Below are 20,473 nucleotides of genomic sequence, written 5' to 3' on the forward strand. Positions count from 1 at the left end.
GGAATAAATCCAACAGCTTTTTATTTTAAAATGCAGGTTAATGTTTGATTGTCGTTATTGATGATAAAAGCGTATTTATCATTTTCGGCAATAAATTGCCGATCACCGCTTCCCTTTATAACATCTTGATTATTCAGAGATAGATCTGCCGGAGTAACAGCCGATATTCCTCTGAAAACAAGCTGCTCGGCCTTGCCATTCTTTATTACATAACTAACCTGGCCATTTTTAAGATACAATGTCTCCCGGCCATTCACGACTTCTTTCTGCAACTCTTTAGTTTCTTGCTGAATATCATTAACGCGCTCTCCCAGAAGGGAAACAAGTTGGTCAGCATCACTCTGCTTTACATACGGTGAAAAAGCCGATGCTTTCACATTTGAACTTTTTCCGTTAAAGACTGCTGCGTTTTGCGGGATATAGTACGTTTTATTGTTAATCTCAATCTTTGCCGATTGCCTGTCTTCAGATACAACTTTAATCTGAGCACCGAACGGAATAAGGAAGTCAGCCTTTTTTTTCAGCTCTGTATCTTTATACGCTTGCGTCTGATCTTTTAATACGAAACCTTTTTTATTCACCGATGTCTGGTATTTCCCCTTATTGATATCATCTTGATATCCGATCTTACCGAACGAAGCGATCGTACGGAGCGGGGCGCTGAAAAACATGGTTCCGGCTATAAACACAAGCAGTATTGATAATATTGCAATTTGAACAGCATTGACTGCTGATCCGGATTTATTTCTTTTCTTTTGTTCCTTTACAATCGCCTGCTGCTCAGGCGATTCTTTTTTACGCTCAGCAACCTGATCTTTCTTATATTTCTCTTTGTCTTTTTTGGAGAGCTTATTAAACCAATCGATAAATGATTTGTACTCTTTGACTACGGTTTCAGTATCGTCGAACATTCTTAATTCACCATAGTGCATCCAAGCCACACGGTCACACATTTTTTCAATCTGACCGATGGAATGACTCACAAAGAAAATGGTTTTTCCTTGTTCCTTAAATTCCTGGATCCGGTCAACACACTTCTGATAAAATGTCTGGTCCCCTACAGAGAGGGCTTCATCAATGATTAAGATATCCGGATCTATATGCACGGAAATAGCAAAGCCAAGGCGGGACTTCATACCGCTCGAATAGTTTTTCACCGGCTGATTAATAAAATCACCGATCTCAGCAAACTCAACTATGCTGTCATACATCTCATCGATTTCTTTATTTGTCAGCCCCATCATTAAACATTTGAGTCTTATGTTATCCCGGCCAGTCAAGGCATTATTTAAACCGGCCGCAATCGCAATAAGCGACGGCTGGCCGTTCATTTCAATTTCACCGCTTGTCGGCGGTATTACTTTTGCAAGCAGATTTGACATCGTCGATTTACCCGATCCGTTAATTCCTACAAAGCCGATTGTCTCCCCTTCATATACATCAAAGGAGACATTTCGCACAGCGAAAAAACCGTTATCTTTAGCAGGGAAAAACAAACCTTTTATTTTGTCCGACTGTTTTTCATAAAGATGATACTGCTTTGAAACATTTCGAAACGAAACTTTTAGTTTCATCGTACAATCTCCTTACGTATTAAAGAAAGTCAATAAACTTATCTCTGAATTTCATGTGTAAAACAGAACCGACTGTTAATAAAAATAAAGTGAACAGCCAGAAATACAGTGTATATTTCATATCTTGAAAGAACCACTGACCATCTAAGAAACTGTTCCTGAATCCGTCAATAATATAAAAAAGCGGATTCAGCTTCAGGACCGGCACCAATTCCGGGTGATCTGCCCCCAGCTTCGAGTGAATGTCCCAAAAAATCGGCAGCAGGAAAAACAAAAGTCTTGTCACTGCCTGAAGAAGAAACTGATAGTCTCGGATCAGCACGCTGATTGTCGAATTAAACAAGCTGAACGAAAATAAGAAAGCCATCAGACATACAAAATAATAAATATATTGAAGCCAATGAAGGCTCGGATAGATTCCGCTGGCAAGCAATGCAATGATATATATCACCATCATAATTGCATAACTGAACAAATTAGAAGCGATGGCGACGGACGGCAAAGAACTGATTGGAAAATTCATTTTAGCAACCATTTTAATTCTTTTAAATACACTATTTGATCCGTCTAGTATTGTCGGACTTATAAAAAACCACGGTATCAGACCTGCAAGCATCCACAGAATGAAAGGCACTTCTCCGGCACCTGTAGCCATCGGCCCTCCTTTTCTGATTCCCAATCCAAAAACAAACCAATAGGCAAGCATTTGAATAAGAGGATTTAAAAACTGCCATAAAACGCCTAAATAATTCATTTGATATTTAGACTTTGTTTCGTAGGCCGCTAAACGCATGATTAAAGGAAATGATGTTACTTGCTCTTTTAGTATTTTCACTACAGCATTCATTTTAATCTTCCTTAGGTTGATTTGATTTTATAAAGCATCGCTGATAATTGTACCAGAAATTAATTTTTTTTTCACTTTCAAGCCGCATGCAAATGCTGCTAAAAGCTTTGTAAAGCCATAATAGAAAAACCCCTTGATACAAAGGGGTTTTTCTATTATTCAGATTCAAACACAATCTTTACGACTTTTTCAGAAGAATGTCCTGATTCCAGATAACAGAACTTGTCGTAAAAAGGTTTGAATGAAACTGGGTGCTGATAACCCGGTGATGAAATGTGTTTGATTGCATCGATTGTTTCTTCTGTCGTTTTTACTAACGGTCCGGGAGCATCTTTCTCAAAATCGAAGTAAAACCCTCTGAGTTTGTCCCGGTACGTTTCAATATCAGGAACAAAAAACAGCATCGGACGCTTCAGATTTGCAAAATCGAAAAATACTGAAGAGTAATCCGTGATTAACAGATCTGAAATCATATACAATTCACGAATATCTTCGTGGGCAGAAAAATCGTAAGCAAACCCTTCAAACGGACCCAGGTCAAAATTTTCAGCCACAAGATAATGCATTCTCAGAATAACGAGATATTCATCTCCGAGCTCTTCCCTTAATTTGTGCAGGTCCAAATCAAGGTCAAATTTATAACGCCCTTTTGCATAAAATTGGTCATCTCTCCATGTCGGCGCATAAAGAATAATTTTCTTGTCCTCTGGCAAGTGTAATCTTCTTTTGATCGCTGTGATTGTCTCTTCATTATTGTCATTATGAAGAAAGTCATTTCTCGGATAACCTGACTCAATCATTGTTTTCTCGAATTGGAAGGCGCGCGCAAATATCTCAGACGAATAGGCATTCGGTGAAATTAAATAATCCCAATTTGATGCCTCTTTAATAAAATTCTTTTTATATTTTTTCGTATTGGTACCCGGCATATGGACTTCTTCCATATCCATTGCAAGTCTTTTTAAAGGCGTGCCGTGCCATGTTTGAAGATAGGTTGTATGTTCCGGCTTTGGAATCCATAAAGGCAGACGGCTGTTGACTACCCAATACTCTGCCCGCGCCATAGCAAACAGCCACTTGATTGAGAGCCTGTTAATGTATTGAATGCCCTTCTCTTTAAAAGGCGCTGTATACTGCTTATTTACGCTCCAATACATTTTATATTCCGGATGATTGATTTGCATGTATTCATAAATGGCTCTCGGGTTACAGCTGTATTGCTTGCCGTTAAAGCTTTCAAAAATAATGGTCTTGCTTTTGACAGGCATTTTGCTCGCCATTCTGAAAACAACTTTATAACCCTTCGTAATAAGAGAATTTCTGCGTTTTTTCAGTTTTTTTATTTTAGAAATGAAACGCTTTTTCTTTCCTTTTATGAAGTATTTTACCCTTGTTTTCAGGCTGTAGTCGTTCACACGGATACAGACAGTCTGCTTTTTCTTCTTTTTATATACTTCATATCTGACCGGCCCGCTGTCTTTATTCACAACGCTAATGAGGCCTTTCAGTTTATTTTTCCTATCCCCAAGCACAAGCGGAGTGCTGGTGATAACAATATGTTCAGATTCCTCGTTTTCACAATGAAATTCCATAAACATGCGGTAGACAAATCGTTTTTCCAGAGAATAAGGAATATCTTTTAATGGAATCTTTATTTGGAAATCAAAAATTTCAGGAGTGAATGCATCTTCTCGAAGCTCTTCAATATTCTCCGCTTTTTTTGTCATTTCAATAGGAAAATGTTTTTCTACGGGGTCTTCTCCCCCTTTTTTAATGACAAATTGCAAATTTTTAACTGAGAGCTGATTCTCTGAACTAAGATATCCGGCATACCCTGAAATATTAATCTCTTCTGCCTTCAGCTGAATCTCATCAAATTTCACGATTTTCGCTTCTCTTTTTACTTTTAAAGAGAAATTACCCTTATCGGTTGTATAAGGCAAAATTAACAGCTCAGTCGTATGATCAAGGTGGTAGGCACGCTCAATCGCTTCCGCTTCCACGGATAAACGCACCTGCATCGGCTGTTCTTCCTCCTCCGCAGCCGGCTCACCCAAAACCACATAAAAATCATAAGTCTGTCCCATTTCTAAAGGTTCAGGAAACGAGTGAATATTAATTGAAGTGCTGTATTGCGCCGGGCTCTCTTTCTCTAAAAGAACAAAATCCTCCGCTCCGGAACGCCGTTCTTTTAATTTTAAATAATATTTCACTTCCTCAGCTAATGGTTCTTCGCTTTCAAGTGAAATAGAGAGCATCAGATCGCCCACATTATTTTTTAAGCTTTTCAAAATACATTTAATCACAGTATTTTCATCCATACTTATTTTCTGCTCCTCTGTATTAAAGCTCTTCACTTAGCCGATTTCACTTAATCGATGTGATCCTTTTTGTTTAATTTAATAGAGAAATTACCTTTCACTGTCGTATAAGGTTCAAAAATATATCCGTTATTCATAAACCGGTCCTTTTCGCCGAGGTTGACTTCACGGCTGGATACCCTTCTTTGAATACGTATACGGTCAGCTGATACAAACTGAATGTAAAAGTCAAGAACCGAAGTTTGATTGGCCTCGATTTTCTCTTTTTTGATGTCCTTTTCAAAATTAATCGTAAACGTCTGAGCCGGCTGATCAGAGGATACGGATATGATTTCAGCTTTGTTTTTCCGATCAATCCCAATCAGGCTGACTTTTTCAAACACATCATTTGGGTCAGACACTGAAACGCTGATCGCTAGTCCGTCGCCGTTTTTTTCAAAAGATGTAATCGGCTGTTCTTTAGAGCCGACTTTTTCAGCGAGCCGTTCCTTTTCTTTTCTCACTTCAATCATTTTGGAAAGAGCATATGACCAATTTTTAATATAGTTTGGTTTAGAGTATTTTTCAGCCATTTTAAAGGCCTGACGTGAAAATTGTTGATGAGTGCTGTCATCTCTCATTAAAGAGATAATGGCCTCCGCTAATTTTTCTATATTATATTGCTCGATAACATAGCCGTTTACTCCATCTTCTACCAAGCTTCTGGCACCGTAATCGTAATCGTAAGTTACGACCGGGCATCCGTTGCTCAATGCTTCCATATTTGACAGACCGAAGCCTTCAAAGTGAGACGTCGAAATTGTCAGCCATGCTTTTTGAAACTCGTAATCAGGGTTATTCGTGTATCCTTTCAGCAATACATTATCCTTGAGGTTTTGAGCTTCAATTTCCTTTTTGATTTTTTCTGTATCTTCTCCGGAACCGAATATGTCCAGTTTCGCATCCGGGATTTCATCTACGACAAGTTTGAACGCTTTAACGGCATGCGTCAGATTTTTCATTGCGGCAAGCCTTGAGATAATAACCGCTTTATTTCGTTCACTCGGAACGTTCAAAACCTCTTCATCAAGCGGTTTATTAATCGTATGCGGCGTAAAAAAGAATGTCTCTTTTTCTCCCGTAATCAAAGTGAAATCTGCAATCTGCTCCTCAGTAATAAAAAATACGGCATCCAGATTATTCATCTGACCGAAAACTTCTTTATAACGCCCTTTGATCTGTAATTTACTATCACCATAATGTTTGTTGTGAATAATCGCAGCGTAATATGATGACGGCGCTTTTTTTACTCTGAAGACATGTTTGTCCTGAGGTCTGCTGTCGACCAGAAATAGTTTAGGCCGATCGTTTTCATTTTGAAGAACGTCTATCCAATGCCGGCGCAGCTCAGATTCATCTTTAAATGTTAATGGACCTTCCTCCGTGTACCACGTAAAATGTGTTAATTTGACTTCTTCACTTTGGCTGTCCCACATGTAGTGTTTTTCCAAATAAACGACATTTTCGCTGTTGATAAACTCCTGAAGGAAGATTTGATTAATCTTGGTATCAAAATGAGAGACAATGACAGCCTGTCCTTCTTTATTGTATTCTTCCCTTTTTATTACTTGTTTTTCATCATTCAGGTAGTCTACGTAACGTACCGCCGCACCGCCTGAATAATAGGAAAGAATATAATCATTTGATGATTTGCCGAATATTTTTGAGATTGCTTTGCTTACTTTCCCCTTGCTGACATGTCTTTTTATTTGATCCAGCTCAATTTTCTCTGAATAAATCCGCTTGCCTTTTGTTTTTTTACTTAAAAAGTCATCATACATGTTGATAACTTGTGTGTATTCGGAGTCAGCTTTTCCATTTTCAAACAGCTCGTTCTTTTTTCTTGCAAACTCTAAATCAAATCTAAAAGTAAGAAAGGCGGTTTTCTTTTGGCTTTCTTCTCCGAAGAGTTTAGAGCGCAATAATAGTGATTTGGTCAGGCCTCCGTAATTATCCGGCAGTCCGCCTGAGATAAAATAATACATCATATCGGGAAACTCATTATTATAGTTAATAGGCTGATTGGACAAATTTTTTCTCCCTTTCACCATATGAATTTAATAAAACACTGCAAAATAATACTATTCCCGCAGATTAAATTAACAAAACCAATTTAAGCATCAAAAAGTACTTCTTATCTAAAAATAAGAAGTACTTTGATGGTTTTTCACGCAATCTATTAAATTCCCGTATTACACCCCGGCAATTTCTTTTTTAATCTGTGTAGTGGAAATACCTTCGGTTCTAGGGAGATAGATGACTTCGCATTGATCTTTAAGGAAGTCGAATTTGCCTTCCCAATCGTCTCCCATTACGAACACGTCGATGTTGTGATCCGCTACGTCCCGTACTTTTTGATCCCAGCTGTTTTCCGGAATGACTTCGTCGACATAACGGATGGTTTCCAGAATCAGCTTTCTGTGTTCATAGCTGTGATAGGCCTTTTTTTGTTTTTGAAGGTTGAACTCATCTGTTGAGATGGCAACGACAAGGTAATCTCCAAGCTGCTTTGCGCGCTCAAGCAGTTTAATATGACCCCAATGCAGTAAATCAAACGTTCCGTAAGTAATGACCTTCTTCATGAAACAAAAGCTCCTTTCTATCATCATACGTATAACAAGCAACTGCCCTGAAATGCTGCGCAGCTGTATCCTTAATCACTAAAGTGCCAATTTCGTACTCATGGAACCTCATTATATCACATAGCCCTGAAAAGGTTAAGCTAATGTAAAGCGAAGTTAAATTCCTTTTATTAACAATTGTTATTACAATAGGAGTTTAGCAGGGTTTTCACGCGTATGATTAAAGAAATTGTTATCTTATTTATATTTTTGTAAAACTATTGTTAAGTTTATCTGAAGGTATTATGTTAAAATAAAGCTTAGCCTAAGTCACGAAAAAGTGAAAGGAAATCCCGTACAAAAGGAGGACGGCAGATGCAGACTGAAATGGTGCACAACCTTTCTTATGTTAATGGAAATTTACAGGAGTTTATTTCATATTTAGACACTTATTATATCGCACAAAAGCAAGGTGCCGTCATTGCGACGGTCAACCCTGAGATCGGATACGCTGCGGCGAAAGACAAAGGTTATCATCAAGTCATTTCTTCCGCGGATTTCGTCCTGCCGGATGGTATCGGCGTCGTGTTAATGTCCCGTTTGACGCAGCACCCGCTGAAATCAAGAATTGCGGGATTCGATGTGTTTCTTTCGCTGCTCGGTCTCGCAAACCGGCAGTCTAAAAAAATATTTTTATACGGAGCTAAACAAGACGTGCTTGATGCCGTTTTGAATCGGATCAGCAAAGAGTATCCGCATATCGAAGTTGTCGGAGCCAGCAACGGCTATGAAGCGGATAAACGCTTCGTCGCCAAACAGATTTCCCGGGCGAAACCCGATATCGTGTTTGTCGCCTTAGGTTATCCGCATCAGGAACAATTTATTTATGAAAACAAACATCTTTTCCCTCAGGCTGTATCGATCGGTTTGGGCGGAAGCCTTGATGTTTTCAGCGGAACGGTGAAACGCGCCCCTCGATGGATGATCAAAACGAATCTGGAATGGCTGTACCGGCTGGTGACAAATCCGTGGAGATGGAAAAGGATGCTGAACATTCCGAAGTATGCTTTTACCGTTTTGAGAGATAATAAATCAAATAAAAGTCTGTATTCCAAGCAGGCTGAAGATCAAACGAAACAGCTTTAAACAAATAAAACTGCAAAAGAGATTGGTAATCTATGAACTTGCGATCTTTATTCGCCGCTTTCTATTCTATATATCTGACGGTTCTCGGCGTTTTGTTCAAGCCTTTGAAGGCAAAGAATCATCTGACCCTGCTGGTATCTTTTGAAGAGAATGCGCAGGCTCTCATCCGTTCTTACAAGGCGCACGCTGAATCGCTTTCTTATGAAGTGACGGTTCTGTATACGAGACACGCCGTCAGTCTGGAAAAAGAGCTGGAAGGTCTCGGCTCTTTTTATCTGAACGAAAAAAACCCGCTGCATCTTGTGAAGGCCGTTTCCATCCTTTTTAAGAGCAAAGCGGTCATAACGGATAACTATTTTCTCCTGACGAGCGTTTTAAACCGCCGGCCGCAAACGACATGCATTCAGGTGTGGCATGCGAACGGTTCTTTGAAAAAGTTCGGCCTTGAGGATGTGACGAATCAAAACCGTCCTGCATCAGACATCAGCCGTTTTAAAAAAGTGTACCGTTCGTTTGATTTTGTCACCGTCGGCTCAGACGCGATGGCTGACGTTTTTAAAAAGTCATTCGGAATACGGGAGGGCCAGCTGTTAAAAACGGGTGTCCCCCTGACTGACGTCTATTATGAAGAAAACAAGCCGCAACTGAAGCGCAAATGGCCGAAAAAAATCATCCTGTACGCACCGACATTCAGGGATTATGATATGCAGTCCTTCAGGCTCCCATTCACCGAAGAACAGCTCACAAACGAATTAAACGGAGAGTATATGCTGCTTGTAAAACTTCACCCTGCCGTTTTGAATCAGATTTCGGCTTCGTTTGAAAGCGAATCGATCAAGAATGTGTCTGACATGCGTCTTCATGATCTCTTGAAGGCGGCAGATATTTTAATTACGGACTACTCTTCCGTACCTTTTGAATTCGCGCTTTTAAATAAACCGATTTTCTTTTTCACATATGATCTGGAAGAATATGATCAAAAGCGCGGTTTAATCGACAATTATACGTCCGTTATTCCCGGGAAGGCATGTCATGACAGCGGAGCCCTTCTGGAGGAAATGACGAAAGAGCAATTTAACGCAGAAGAAATGAAGCGGTTCTCGGACAAATGGAATATGTACTCAAACGGGGATTCGAGTGAAGCGTTATTGAAATTTGCAGAGACAAAAATGAAAAAAAGAGATGAAGCACCTGCCTGAATCCGACGGCAGGTGTTTTTTTGCATGAAGAAAGGCTGAAGCATACACTTCAGCCCTTTTTTTACACCTTCATATAGACAGGAACATCATAGTAAAGCGTATAGTCATCCAGCAGTGAGTATAAGCTGTACATGCGGTTTACCTGCTTATACGCCCAGCCGATATCTGTCGCATACTGATGGGACGCGGTTTGAGACCATCTCATTTTATACAGCGTGTCCTGTTCGTATGCGGGGTTGTGAATATATGACGCACCGATGAATTGGGCTCCGCCGATAATCGCGGCTTCCGGAGTAAACCAGCCCTGATTATACGCGTATTGTGCGCCGTAGTAATTCGGGTTGCTGTCATAAGCCCCGATGCCATACATGTTATAAACCTTTTTTCCATTATACGTAATGCCGTTTGCAAGCTCTGACGTGCCATTGCCCGTTTCAAGCAAAGCATGCGAAATCAAATACACTTCATTGATGCTGTATTTGCCGGCGGCTGTAATAAAGGCCTGGCCTTTTCCTGTCAGTATTCCTTTATTGACCAGCACTTTTTGATTCAGTTCCGATGCGTTCAATCCGGCTGTCTGAGAAAGCTTCAGAAATTGAAAGTAATACTTGCTGTCTTGCGCAAAGTAATCCGGATTGACGTATTGCTCGACTTCATTACTGCTGGCGTTTCTCCAGCCCATACTGAGCTTGGCCCAGCCGTTTGTCTGGCCGATGATGCTGACTTTATCGCCTTTTTTCAGCTGGCCGATAATATTGCCGGAGCTGACTTCCGGAGTTGATCGGACGTTCAGGACGTCTGCTGTGACCGTTCCGGAAGCCGTATTGATGTAAGTAAGCGACGCGTAAGCCGCGGCATCAGTCTGCGGGCTGACTGTCATTTGTTTTTTGACCATATCTGCAACCGAGATGTTGTAATTGGTATTCATGATTTGCGGTCCGTTCTTTATTTTCAAAATGGCCATCGTCCATCCGTACAGCTTTTTCAGCTTTTGGGAAGCGGCTTCTGCGGAATCGGCTCCCGTGAATTGATCGCGGATGCGGAGCTCATAAACCGGCTGGCTTTGACTCGTATAACCGGCCTGCAATTGTTTGGCGCTGAAATAGCTCATGCTTTTATTTAAAACGGTTTTACTGCTGAACTTTTCGGTTTTGATGACGTACTGTGAATAGGCGGTTTTCCCCGTCTCCTTCACAGTGCCGGCCGCTTTGTTTTGCTTGAAAAAGGCAGTCACGCGGTCAATGTCTTCCTTTTTAAGCAGCGGTGCCGTTTCAATCCTGAATTGTGTATACGCTGTTTCGCCTGTTTTCTGTGCGGCAGCGGATACTTTTTTCCCTTTGAAGAAATCCAGTGAACGATTGATCTTTGCCGTATCAAGCAGTGATTCGGTTGTGACTTGGTACGCCGCCCCCGTTTGCTTGGCTACGGTTTTGGAAACAGCAGTCAGCTTATATCCGGCCAGCAGATTCAATCCTTTTTTTATCTTCGACTGGTCTGCCGTCTGTTGAGAAAGCAGCTGGTATTCGTTTTCTGATGTTTTTCCCGCGGTGGTTCTTGCCGTCTTTACATGCTGCTGGCGGAAAAACGCCTCCGCTTGATCTGCCTGTGCGGCGGTAAGCTGTCCTGCCGTGATCCGGTAAGCGGACACCGACGCCGGCTTTTTGACAGGTGATGCGTCACAATGCCATTTTTTCTTTTTAAAGAAAGATTGAACGCTTTGCAGCTGCTTAGCCGTCAGTCCGCTCATCGCGACCGTATAATTATTTTTCGTGCCGGCTTTTTGATAGTTTCCGCTGACGCCGGTATTCTTCTTGATTTGGCTGACGGCATTTTGTGCTGCGCTGACTCCGTTAAAATACCCTGACTGCACATTGTACACGGTTGCCGTTTTGCTTTGGGCATACTTTTGAACATTCCCTTTGACACCCGTTTTCTGCTGCAGCTGTTTCGCTAAGCCTGCCGCATCATTTGCATTTGGAATGTCAGAGGCTGTCACGGTGATATTCGCGCTGCCCTTTGCCGTCATTGTCAGCGACGATTGTAAGCCTGTTTCCTTTTGAAAATCAGTTTGGATTTGAAAAGCTTTTTGATCGCCGGTAATTGTTCCTGACTGGATTTGAAACTGCGCTGTTTCCCGCTTGATCTGACAGTATGACGCTTTCACCCCCGTCTGCTTCGTCAACTCTTTAGTGAGCGTTTTTGCGTCCGCTTCAGCTGCCATCTCAGCAGTCATGACCTGCATGTACGGCTGCTTTGTGCCCGTCGGCTTGACGGCGCCGGTCACGCCCGTATCTTTCGTCAATTTGGCAAGAAGGTTTTTCGTCTGCTGCTCGTCTGATAGAACTCCCGATGTGACGGTCACATACGGCTGTTTGCTTCCGCTTGCGCTGTAAGTGCCGGCCACACCCGTCTGCTTCGTAAAATCTTTCAGCACGGCTTTCGCATCAGTTTCATCGTGTAAGCCTGATACGGAGATTTGATAAGTGAGCGGCGCATTTCCGGCTTTCTTTGCGTCAGCCTGCCACCCCGTATCCTTTTTCAATTTCGCTGCCGCTTGAAGCGCCTCATTCTCAGAAGCAAATTGCTGCTTCGTCTCCAGCTCATAAACGGAATAGTCGCTGTATGCGGCCTCAGCGTGCTCTGTAACGGTGCTTGAGACAAGGAAAACGGCGGACAATAACATAGGTGCAACGAATCTCTTTTTCATTCCTTCTCCTCTTTCTGATTCAATTGGTTTCTATCAAACTAGTTTATTTATCGGCCGGCATCCTTCATTTTTACAGAGAGAAGTCATCCAATTTTCCAAATAAAAAAACTTAATCCCAGAGACGGGATTAAGTTTGAATGATTTATATATGAGAAACGATGATTGTGCATTCTCCGGTTATCGTAAAGTCAGGCATCTGATCCGGCAGTATGAAATGCGCGCCTTTTTCAAGCTTTGCGGATTTGCCTTCACAGATGATGGAGCCGCTCCCTTCTATAACGCTGCACAGCATAAACGGAGCGTCCTGGGTCATTTCCGCCGTCCCGCTGATATCCCATTTGTATACAGAAAAGTATTCTCCCTGCACAAAGGTTTTGATGGTGACGCCTTTTCTCGTTTCGGTTGATTCATCTAAAAATCCGTCCACATGAGGGACGGTGGCGGCATTGACGGCATCGCGGATATGCAGATCACGCGTCCCGCCGTTTTGATCTGTACGCCCGTAATCATATATCCGGTAGGCGGCATCTGAATTCTGCTGCGTTTCAAGCACGAGCGCCCCGGCGCAAATGGCATGAATGGTTCCGCTCGGCACATAATAAAAATCGCCGGGTTTGATCTTCACGCGGCGCAGCAGGCCTTCCCAATCACCGCTGTTGATCATGGTGACAAGCTCCGCTTTCGAACGGGCCGTATGACCGTATATGATTTCCGCATTTTCTTTACAGTCGATAATGTACCAGCACTCAGACTTTCCCGTTTCGCCCTGTCCATGCTCCTCTGCGTCATAATCGTCAGGGTGGACTTTGACGGACAGATGATGTTTGACGTCCAGTATTTTCGTCAGCAGCGGAAACCTGTCCCCTTCCGTTCCGCCGAATAATTCTCTATGCTGATCCCACAGTTCCATCAGGGTTTTCCCTTGATACGGACCGCTTTTGACCGTGCTCATCCCGTGCGGATGGGCTGAGATCGCCCAGCATTCGCCGGTTGTTTCTGAAGGTATGCCGTATCCGAATCGTTCGCGTAATAACGTGCCGCCCCATATTTTTTCTTTACATACAGGCTGTAAAAAAATCGGCTCTTGCGTCATGTTCGTTCCCCTCCCCTTAAAAAGCGGCTCATATCCCATTCCCCCTGTATCTTTTTTAAAACACGGAGGGAGCCGCAGTTAAAAAACAATATGTATAAATGGCTGACCTGCTCATTATACCATTCGGATAAGGCGGAATGCTCAGTCATTTCCTGTTCCAGAATAAAATGCCTTGTTTGTCGCAAATTAAAATAACTGATGGAAGGGGGGAACATTGTGACGATAAATGCTGAGCTCGGCCAAAACCTTAAAGCGCTGAAAAAACGGTTCGGCCAAAGCGATGATATGATGTTTTATTCGTTTACGTACGGAAACGGCAAATGTGACGCCTGTCTTGTGTATATAGACGGGCTGACCGAAAATCAATTGCTTGCCGAATATATTATTTCTCCCGTGCAGACGGCCGCAGAGCATCAGAAGGAACCGGCTGAAACACCGCTGTCATCCATTTCTTTCGGATATCGCCACACCCGGCTTTCTTCACTTGAGGATGTTGAGGCAGACATTCTTTCCGGCAAATCGGTTTTGCTGGCTGAAGGATGGAAAGAAGCCCTTTCCTTTGATACGGAAACATTTAAAATGCGGGATATTGAAGAACCGGCTTCAGAAGTGCTTGAACGGGGGCCGAGAATAGGCTTTGTCGAAAAGCTTCGGACGAACACGGCGCTTTTGCGTGAGCAGTCCGGTGATCCCAACCTTCAGATCAAAGAGATCACACTCGGCGAGCGGACAAAAAAGCGGCTCGCCGTGGCCTATATTCGGGATATCGCGCCTGATTATGTCGTAAAAGAAGTGATAAAAAGACTGAATTCCATCACCATTGACGACATTCCGGAATCAGGAGCTATAGAGCAGCTCATTGAAGATAACACGTTTTCCATTTTCCCGACCATTTTGACGACCGAACGTCCCGACCGGGTCATGGGCGCTCTTTTGGAAGGAAGGGTTTCCGTTCTTGTGGACGGAACGCCTTTTACCCTTTTGATGCCGGCTACCGTTGATGAATTTATCCACTCTCCTGACGATTATAATCAGCGGTGGATTCCGGTTACCTTTCTCAGGCTGCTTCGGTATACATGCATTTTAATCACGATTTATTTACCCGGCCTTTACATTGCGCTCGTTACGTTTCACGCCGGGCTTTTACCGACGAGAATGGCGGTGACGATTGCCGGAAGCAGATTGAATGTCCCGTTCCCACCTTTTGTTGAAGCGTTAATCATGATTTTTACGATCGAGATGATCAGAGAAGCCGGACTCAGGCTGCCGAAGCCGATCGGCCAGACGATCGGCCTGATCGGAGGCGTGGTGATCGGCCAGGCCGCCGTTCAGGCGAACATCGTCAGCGCGATGATGGTAATTGTCGTATCCGTTACGGCATTGGCCTCTTTTACGGCGCCCTCCTATGTGTTCAATTTTCCGCTGAGGCTCATCCGTATTTTTTCGATGATTTTGTCGGCGATTTTAGGTTTATACGGGCTGATCATGTGCTATCTGCTTGTCATCGGCCATCTGATGCGCCTGAAAAGCTTCGGTCAGGACTATATCATTCCGATTATGGCGCAGCCGGGCCAGGACTTAAAGGATACGATTGTCAGACTGCCGACACACCTTTTGAAAAAACGGCCGACCAGAAAAGAGACAAAAGATAAAATCAGGCAAAGGTGATCCCCATGAAAAAACCGGAAGACAAGCTGACTTTTATGCAGACCCTTCTCATGGTAAGCGGCACAATGATCGGAGCCGGCGTGTTAACACTGCCGCGTTCCGCCGCATCAGCCGACAGTCCGAGCGGATGGATCATTATTCTTGTGCAGAGTGTCGTTTTTATCGGCATCGTCCTGCTCTTTATGCCGTTTTTGCAGAAGAACAGCGGAGAAACCATTTATGAGCTGAATCAAAGGATTATGGGCCGCGCCGTCGGTTCGCTGCTGAATTTGTTCATGAGCTGTTATTTTGTCGTCACCGTCTGTTTCCAAGCCCGTTTTCTCGGTGAAGTCATCAACTACTTTTTACTGAAAAACACGCCGATGGGTGTCGTCATATTCATCTTTCTGGCAGTCGGCATTTACCATGTGACGGGCGGGGTCTATCCCATTTCAAAGCTCTATGCCTATCTTTTTCCGATTACGATCATCATTCTGCTTACGCTGCTCATATTCAGCCTGAGACTGTTTAATCTGGATTTCGTCCGTCCGGTCATGGAAGGGGGCTACAAAAGCTTTTTTGAGCTGTTTCCGCGGACCCTTCTTTATTTTTCGGGACTTGAAGTGATTCTTTTTCTGGTGCCGTTTATGAAAAATCCGAAGCAGGCGAAAAAGGCGGCTGTCTTCGGCATCGGAAGCGCGGGCTTATTTTACAGCTTTACGCTGCTTGTCGTGATCGGCTGTATGTCGGTCGCTGAAGCAAAAACGGTGACGTATCCGACAATTTCCCTTATTCATGCCTTGGAAATCCAGGGAATTTTCATTGAACGGTTTGATATTTTTCTTTTAATTACGTGGACATGTCAGCAGTTTACCTGCATGCTCGGCTCTTTTAAAGGGGCGCATCTCGGATTTAACACCATTTTCGGGCTGAAAAATAAAAACAATGGCTGGCTGCTGGGAGGATTATTAGCGGTGACATTCGGCCTTTCGATGTACCCCGATGATATCAACAGTGTGTTTGCATTCGCGAATATTCTCGGGTATACGTTTTTTGCCGTCCTTATGATTCCTTTTCTCACTTGGTTTGTCAGCTGGTTGAAGAAAATAGCCGGGAGGAAACAGACGTCATGACACTTTACATAAAATGGGCGGCGGCGCTTTTCATACTGATGATGCTTTCAGGATGCTGGGACGCGAAGGAAGTCGAAAAGGTATCTTTCGCCCGGGGGGTGGCCATTGATGTAACGAGTGACCGCCAATATAAATTAACCTATCAAAATCTGCTGCCCCAAAGTGAAAACAGCCAGGCTTCCGGCCGGCCCGTGTTTGTCAATGTGACGACGCGGGGGGATACCATTCTTGAAGCAGTCAGTGATGTCTCTTTAAAAGATCCGCCCGTTTACAGCGATCATTTAAAAGTGCTGATCTTCAGCGACAAATTGCTGGCCGATCAAAATATACTGCAAATGATGAATCACTTTATCCGCGATGATGAATTGCGGCGGAGCAGCTATCTCTTCGCGGCAAGAGGGAAAGCGTCCGATATTTTGACGGAGCCGACGCCGAATCAGCAGCAGCCCATGGCCGCGGAAAAGCTGATCGACCTCACGAACAACGGCGGCTACAACGGGAAAATTTTAAAACCGCTCCGAATCGGGAGAGCATCAATTTACTGCCATAATAAAGTCAGCTTTCTCATTCAGGCCGTCAGCAATCAAAAAGGAAAAACGGTGTATGACGGAGCGGCCATAATCAAAAACAAAAAACAAAACAGACTGGCAGGATTTCTGTCATCATACGAAACACAAAGCCTGAATTGGCTGATGGGAACGATACAGGGCGGCGTGCTGCCCGCTATGGATAAAGGAGGACACCCGATTACCTTCGAGATAAAAAAATCAACATCCAAAATCACCCCACGGCTGAAAAACGGAAAGTTGTCATTTCACGTAGCGGTGAAAACAAAAGGCCTCTTGTCAGAGGATCAATATGCCGGTGAGGATTCATTCAATCAGCATTATTTAAACGGGCTGGAAAAGATTTTCGAAAAAAAACTGAAAAGCGATGTAAAAGAAGTCATCGATTAGCTGCAGAATCAATATGAAACGGACCCTGTATTCTTTTCTGACAGAGTCCGCATCCAATATCCCGACTATTGGAAGAAAGTGAAGAATCATTGGGATGAGACTTTCTCTGAAGCCGATTTTGACTATGATGTTTCCATTCAGATTGTCAACTTCGGAACGATGGGACGATAGGCTTCAGCGTGTTTTTTCGACACGGAGGAGGATTTGATAAATCCGGCTTTGTTCGGGCAGCTGTGTCACCGGAAATTGCATCGCCTGCGCCATGCGTGTGATTTCCTGTAAAAACAGCTGCACCCGCTCATCAACGTGAACATACGTATAGGACTGTTTTTTTACGTCAAATGTCTCTTCCGGAAAGAGCGTGCGCACCGTCTGCGGCGTAAAAAAACGCAAGTGGGTGCGGTCAAGAATGCCTGCGTCTCTGTATGTCCAGTCACCGAGCAGAAGCGGGAACAGCGCTTCGGCGTGAGAAATATTCGGAATGCTGCATACGATTGACCCGGCAGGCGATAAATAAGACGAATACGTTTCAATGACACGCCAAGGATCTTTTAAGTGCTCAAGGATGTCCGCAAAAATGATGCAATCAAAAAAGCCTTCCGGATAAGGCAGCTTCACTTCTTCGACATCTTCTTGCAGAACCGCTTCATAGTGCCCTTTTGCCGCTTGCGCCGCCAGCGGGTGCAGTTCTATTCCGTACAGTTCACAGGGCTGCCTGTTTTGAAGTTCCAGTCCCGTAGCTCCCGCGCCGCAGCCGACATCAAGTATCCGTTTCGCATCCCGGGGAACGAGCTCAGCAATTTCCGGTCTCGGATGGGTAAAGTACGTAAAATCAGTGCCCCATTTTTCCGTAAACCGCTGGCGGTTCTCCACATATAATTGATTGATATTGATATCCTGATTAGCCGTAAACGTCGCGTGTCCGTGATGATGCACAAAGGCATCGCGGGCGATGTGGAGGCTGTAGCCTTTTTGCAGGGCGCGCAGACATAGGTCATCATCTTCAAAAGAACCGTATCCGAATTGTTCATCGAACGGGCCGATGTCTTCCATGACGCTTTTTTTCACCAGCAGGCAGAAGCCGACAAGACGGAACACCCGCTTCGTGTTATGCTTTTCCCTTTCACAATAAGCTTCTGCGAATGACTCCAGCTCATCCAGCGATTGATACGCGTCATGGATCATCTGATCACCGCTGACATAGTTGCTGACGGGCCCGACCATACCGGTTTTTTCAGATTGATACAGCACTCTCAGCATGGCGCTGAGCCAATTTTTGGTGACTATCGTATCGTTGTTCAGAAACAGCAGATTGTCCCCCTCAGCCGCTTCGATTCCTTGGTTGCAGCCCTTGGCGAAACCGAGATTTTTTTCATTTAGAATGACTTTGACGTCAGGAAGGCTTGATATGTAGTCTCTTGTTCCGTCTGATGAACCGTTATCAACTATAATCAGTTCTATCTCTTCTTTGTCGGTGTATTGATCAATGCTGGCCAGACATTTTTTCGTCAGTTCCAGCTCATTATATGTAAGGATAATAATGCTCGTTTTCACCGGCATCCCCGCCTTTATCGTGACTTTATACTAACGTATGACATATTCCTGTCATTTATGTGGCCGGGCGGCACGCATCAGTTTTAAGGGGCCGGTGTATCACCGCCCCCTCTTATACCGGACTATTAAGGATGAACTGTCTGCTGTTTTGACTCTGACTCTGATTCCGAGCCGCCGTTACGGCTTCGCAGATCCTGTTCGATTTCTTCGAGGCTTTTCCCCTTTGTCTCGGTCACTTTAAACCGGACGAACAGGAATGCCAGTATCCCGATCACGGCATATATGAGAAATAAATAGCTGATTCCGACGGCCTCCATTAACATCGGAAAGGTTAATGAGACAAGCAATGTTCCGGCATGCAGCACCAAAGTCGAGACACCCGTCCCGATACCGCGGACATGCAGCGGGAATAATTCCGGAAGCATAACCCACACGACAGGTCCCCAGCTGACCGCAAACACGATGATAAACAGGCCTAAACAAATAACCGTTGTCCATGATGCGGCTGCTGAATCTTCAAAGAAAAGATTGACCGCGGCCAATACGAGCAGACTGATGACCATGCCCGCATTTCCGGCCAGCAACAGCGGCTTCCGCCCGATTTTATCAATAACTTTGATAGCCATAAGCGTCATAATAACATTGACGGCACCGATTCCGACCGTTCCCAATATAGACGCAGAATTGCCGAACCCGACACTGGTAAATGTTTTCGGAGCATAATAGATAATTGTATTTGTCCCGATGAATTGCTGCAAAAAGGCAAGTCCGAGGCCGGCAATCAGCGCGGGTCTCACCCACGGCTCAAATAATTCTTTCAAACCGCCTTCGTTTTCCTTTTCCGCCTCTTTCATCTGATCAATCTCGTCATCAATATTCTTCGTTCCCCGCAATGACGAAAGAATTTCTCTTGCTTTATCTTCTTTACCGATCGTAAACAGCCAGCGCGGGCTTTCTGGCATGAATAAGATTCCGATCAGCAGAATGACTGACGGCACAACCGCAAGACCAAGCATCCAGCGCCAAGCGCCTGAATCGGCAAATATATAATTCACGATATACGAAACGAGGATTCCGACCGTAATCATCAGCTGATTCAGCGAAGAAAGCGCGCCCCGTTTATGCTTCGGAGCCAGCTCCGATAAGTAAAGCGGAACGATCGTTGTAGATGTTCCGACAGCCAGTCCGAGAATGATCCGGAAAAGAACCATCACCTGTGTATTCGGTGCAAATGCGACTCCTAATCCGCCTATACAAAACAGCAGCGCCGCCCCCATGATGGCTTTCCGCCTGCCGAACCGGTCAGTCAGCTTGCCGGCGAATCCCGAGCCGAGAATCGCCCCCGCCAATAACGAACTGACGACAAGGCCTTCTGTGAAGGCGTTCAGCCCCAGTTCTTTTTTCATAAATAAAATAGCCCCGGAAATGACCCCGGTATCATATCCGTATAAAGCGCCGCCGAGGGCGCCGAAAAAATAGAGCCATTTATTCGAGTGTATGCTTTTCATGTTAGATTGACTCCCCTCATCCTGCGCTGTATCCGCGCGGAATTGTTCTACTGCTTCTTTTGCCTGTTTCCGACTGTTTCAAACCTTCGCATTGTTAACATCCATTATTTTACTGATTATTTTTTACAAAGCGACGAAACATTTCCCGGTTCCTGCCGTCCAATATAATGTGAACCTGATGCAAAAAT

The 20,473-nt window shown here is 44.0% G+C and carries 13 protein-coding genes and 1 pseudogene; 5 read left to right on the plus strand and 9 right to left on the minus strand.

The annotated features are described in order from the left end of the window. Window positions 1-20 precede the first annotated feature (20 nt). The 5 genes from tagH to tagD all read right to left on the minus strand — a co-directional run bounded on the left by tagH (window position 21) and on the right by tagD (window position 7,363). Window positions 21-1,574, minus strand: a complete 1,554-nt coding sequence (gene tagH, locus ACW5MY_RS16995; RefSeq protein ID WP_013353805.1) for a teichoic acids export ABC transporter ATP-binding subunit TagH — start codon at window positions 1,572-1,574, stop codon at window positions 21-23. Window positions 1,575-1,593: 19 nt separating this feature from the next. Then, the gene (tagG, locus tag ACW5MY_RS17000) at window positions 1,594-2,421 is read right to left on the minus strand and encodes a teichoic acids export ABC transporter permease subunit TagG (protein WP_013353806.1); all 828 of its coding nucleotides are present in this window, start codon (window positions 2,419-2,421) and stop codon (window positions 1,594-1,596) included. A gap of 155 nt (window positions 2,422-2,576) precedes the next feature. Continuing rightward, a complete protein-coding gene (locus tag ACW5MY_RS17005; protein WP_013353807.1) occupies window positions 2,577-4,742 on the minus strand; it encodes a CDP-glycerol glycerophosphotransferase family protein in 2,166 nt (721 codons plus the stop codon). Between the two features lie 50 nt (window positions 4,743-4,792). Continuing rightward, the gene (locus ACW5MY_RS17010) at window positions 4,793-6,811 is read right to left on the minus strand and encodes an alpha-glucosyltransferase N-terminal domain-containing protein (protein ID WP_013353808.1); all 2,019 of its coding nucleotides are present in this window, start codon (window positions 6,809-6,811) and stop codon (window positions 4,793-4,795) included. 162 nt (window positions 6,812-6,973) lie between these two features. Further along, window positions 6,974-7,363, minus strand: coding sequence for a glycerol-3-phosphate cytidylyltransferase (tagD, locus tag ACW5MY_RS17015; protein WP_003151361.1), 390 nt, complete (start codon window positions 7,361-7,363; stop codon window positions 6,974-6,976). Between the two features lie 354 nt (window positions 7,364-7,717). On the opposite strand from tagD, the gene ACW5MY_RS17020 reads away from it, so the two are divergent. After that, window positions 7,718-8,488 carry a WecB/TagA/CpsF family glycosyltransferase gene (locus ACW5MY_RS17020; RefSeq protein ID WP_013353809.1) on the plus strand — a complete coding sequence of 257 codons (771 nt, stop codon included), beginning with the start codon at window positions 7,718-7,720 and terminating at the stop codon, window positions 8,486-8,488. Between the two features lie 32 nt (window positions 8,489-8,520). Further along, the gene (locus ACW5MY_RS17025; protein WP_013353810.1) at window positions 8,521-9,687 is read left to right on the plus strand and encodes a CDP-glycerol--glycerophosphate glycerophosphotransferase; all 1,167 of its coding nucleotides are present in this window, start codon (window positions 8,521-8,523) and stop codon (window positions 9,685-9,687) included. Window positions 9,688-9,748: 61 nt separating this feature from the next. Here the strand turns inward: ACW5MY_RS17025 and ACW5MY_RS17030 are convergent, their stop codons facing one another. Together ACW5MY_RS17030 and manA are read right to left on the minus strand one after the other, a co-directional pair. Further along, on the minus strand, window positions 9,749-12,394 hold the full coding sequence (locus ACW5MY_RS17030) for an N-acetylglucosaminidase (protein ID WP_289393961.1): 2,646 nt from the start codon (window positions 12,392-12,394) through the stop codon (window positions 9,749-9,751). A 142-nt stretch (window positions 12,395-12,536) separates the two neighbouring features. Continuing rightward, window positions 12,537-13,487, minus strand: coding sequence for a mannose-6-phosphate isomerase, class I (gene manA / locus ACW5MY_RS17035; protein ID WP_013353812.1), 951 nt, complete (start codon window positions 13,485-13,487; stop codon window positions 12,537-12,539). A 216-nt stretch (window positions 13,488-13,703) separates the two neighbouring features. Between manA and ACW5MY_RS17040 the strand changes: the two genes are divergently transcribed. The 3 genes and pseudogenes from ACW5MY_RS17040 to ACW5MY_RS17050 all read left to right on the plus strand — a co-directional run bounded on the left by ACW5MY_RS17040 (window position 13,704) and on the right by ACW5MY_RS17050 (window position 17,394). Beyond that, window positions 13,704-15,155 carry a spore germination protein gene (locus ACW5MY_RS17040; RefSeq protein WP_013353813.1) on the plus strand — a complete coding sequence of 484 codons (1,452 nt, stop codon included), beginning with the start codon at window positions 13,704-13,706 and terminating at the stop codon, window positions 15,153-15,155. Between the two features lie 5 nt (window positions 15,156-15,160). Further along, the gene (locus tag ACW5MY_RS17045; RefSeq protein ID WP_013353814.1) at window positions 15,161-16,267 is read left to right on the plus strand and encodes a GerAB/ArcD/ProY family transporter; all 1,107 of its coding nucleotides are present in this window, start codon (window positions 15,161-15,163) and stop codon (window positions 16,265-16,267) included. Further along, a pseudogene (locus ACW5MY_RS17050) lies at window positions 16,264-17,394 on the plus strand (Ger(x)C family spore germination protein). The gene ACW5MY_RS17045 and the pseudogene ACW5MY_RS17050 overlap by 4 nt, the downstream one beginning before the upstream one ends. A gap of 3 nt (window positions 17,395-17,397) precedes the next feature. Here the strand turns inward: ACW5MY_RS17050 and ACW5MY_RS17055 are convergent. Beyond that, window positions 17,398-18,783 carry a glycosyltransferase gene (locus ACW5MY_RS17055; protein WP_038463098.1) on the minus strand — a complete coding sequence of 462 codons (1,386 nt, stop codon included), beginning with the start codon at window positions 18,781-18,783 and terminating at the stop codon, window positions 17,398-17,400. 119 nt (window positions 18,784-18,902) lie between these two features. Continuing rightward, window positions 18,903-20,285, minus strand: coding sequence for a sugar porter family MFS transporter (locus ACW5MY_RS17060; RefSeq protein WP_013353817.1), 1,383 nt, complete (start codon window positions 20,283-20,285; stop codon window positions 18,903-18,905). Window positions 20,286-20,473: the final 188 nt, after the last annotated feature.

The organism is Bacillus sp. Bwzl_19, from assembly GCF_054900515.1.

Bases quoted from the DNA above. Each gene is read 5' to 3' on its own strand.
- tagH (WP_013353805.1), bottom strand. From the start codon at position 1,574: ATGAAACTAAAAGTTTCGTTTCGAAATGTTTCAAAGCAGTATCATCTT.
- tagG (WP_013353806.1), bottom strand. From the start codon at position 2,421: ATGAATGCTGTAGTGAAAATACTAAAAGAGCAAGTAACATCATTTCCT.
- ACW5MY_RS17005 (WP_013353807.1), bottom strand. From the start codon at position 4,742: ATGGATGAAAATACTGTGATTAAATGTATTTTGAAAAGCTTAAAAAAT.
- tagD (WP_003151361.1), bottom strand. From the start codon at position 7,363: ATGAAGAAGGTCATTACTTACGGAACGTTTGATTTACTGCATTGGGGT.
- ACW5MY_RS17020 (WP_013353809.1), top strand. From the start codon at position 7,718: ATGCAGACTGAAATGGTGCACAACCTTTCTTATGTTAATGGAAATTTA.
- ACW5MY_RS17025 (WP_013353810.1), top strand. From the start codon at position 8,521: ATGAACTTGCGATCTTTATTCGCCGCTTTCTATTCTATATATCTGACG.
- ACW5MY_RS17030 (WP_289393961.1), bottom strand. From the start codon at position 12,394: ATGAAAAAGAGATTCGTTGCACCTATGTTATTGTCCGCCGTTTTCCTT.
- manA (WP_013353812.1), bottom strand. From the start codon at position 13,487: ATGACGCAAGAGCCGATTTTTTTACAGCCTGTATGTAAAGAAAAAATA.
- ACW5MY_RS17045 (WP_013353814.1), top strand. From the start codon at position 15,161: ATGAAAAAACCGGAAGACAAGCTGACTTTTATGCAGACCCTTCTCATG.
- ACW5MY_RS17055 (WP_038463098.1), bottom strand. From the start codon at position 18,783: ATGCCGGTGAAAACGAGCATTATTATCCTTACATATAATGAGCTGGAA.
- ACW5MY_RS17060 (WP_013353817.1), bottom strand. From the start codon at position 20,285: ATGAAAAGCATACACTCGAATAAATGGCTCTATTTTTTCGGCGCCCTC.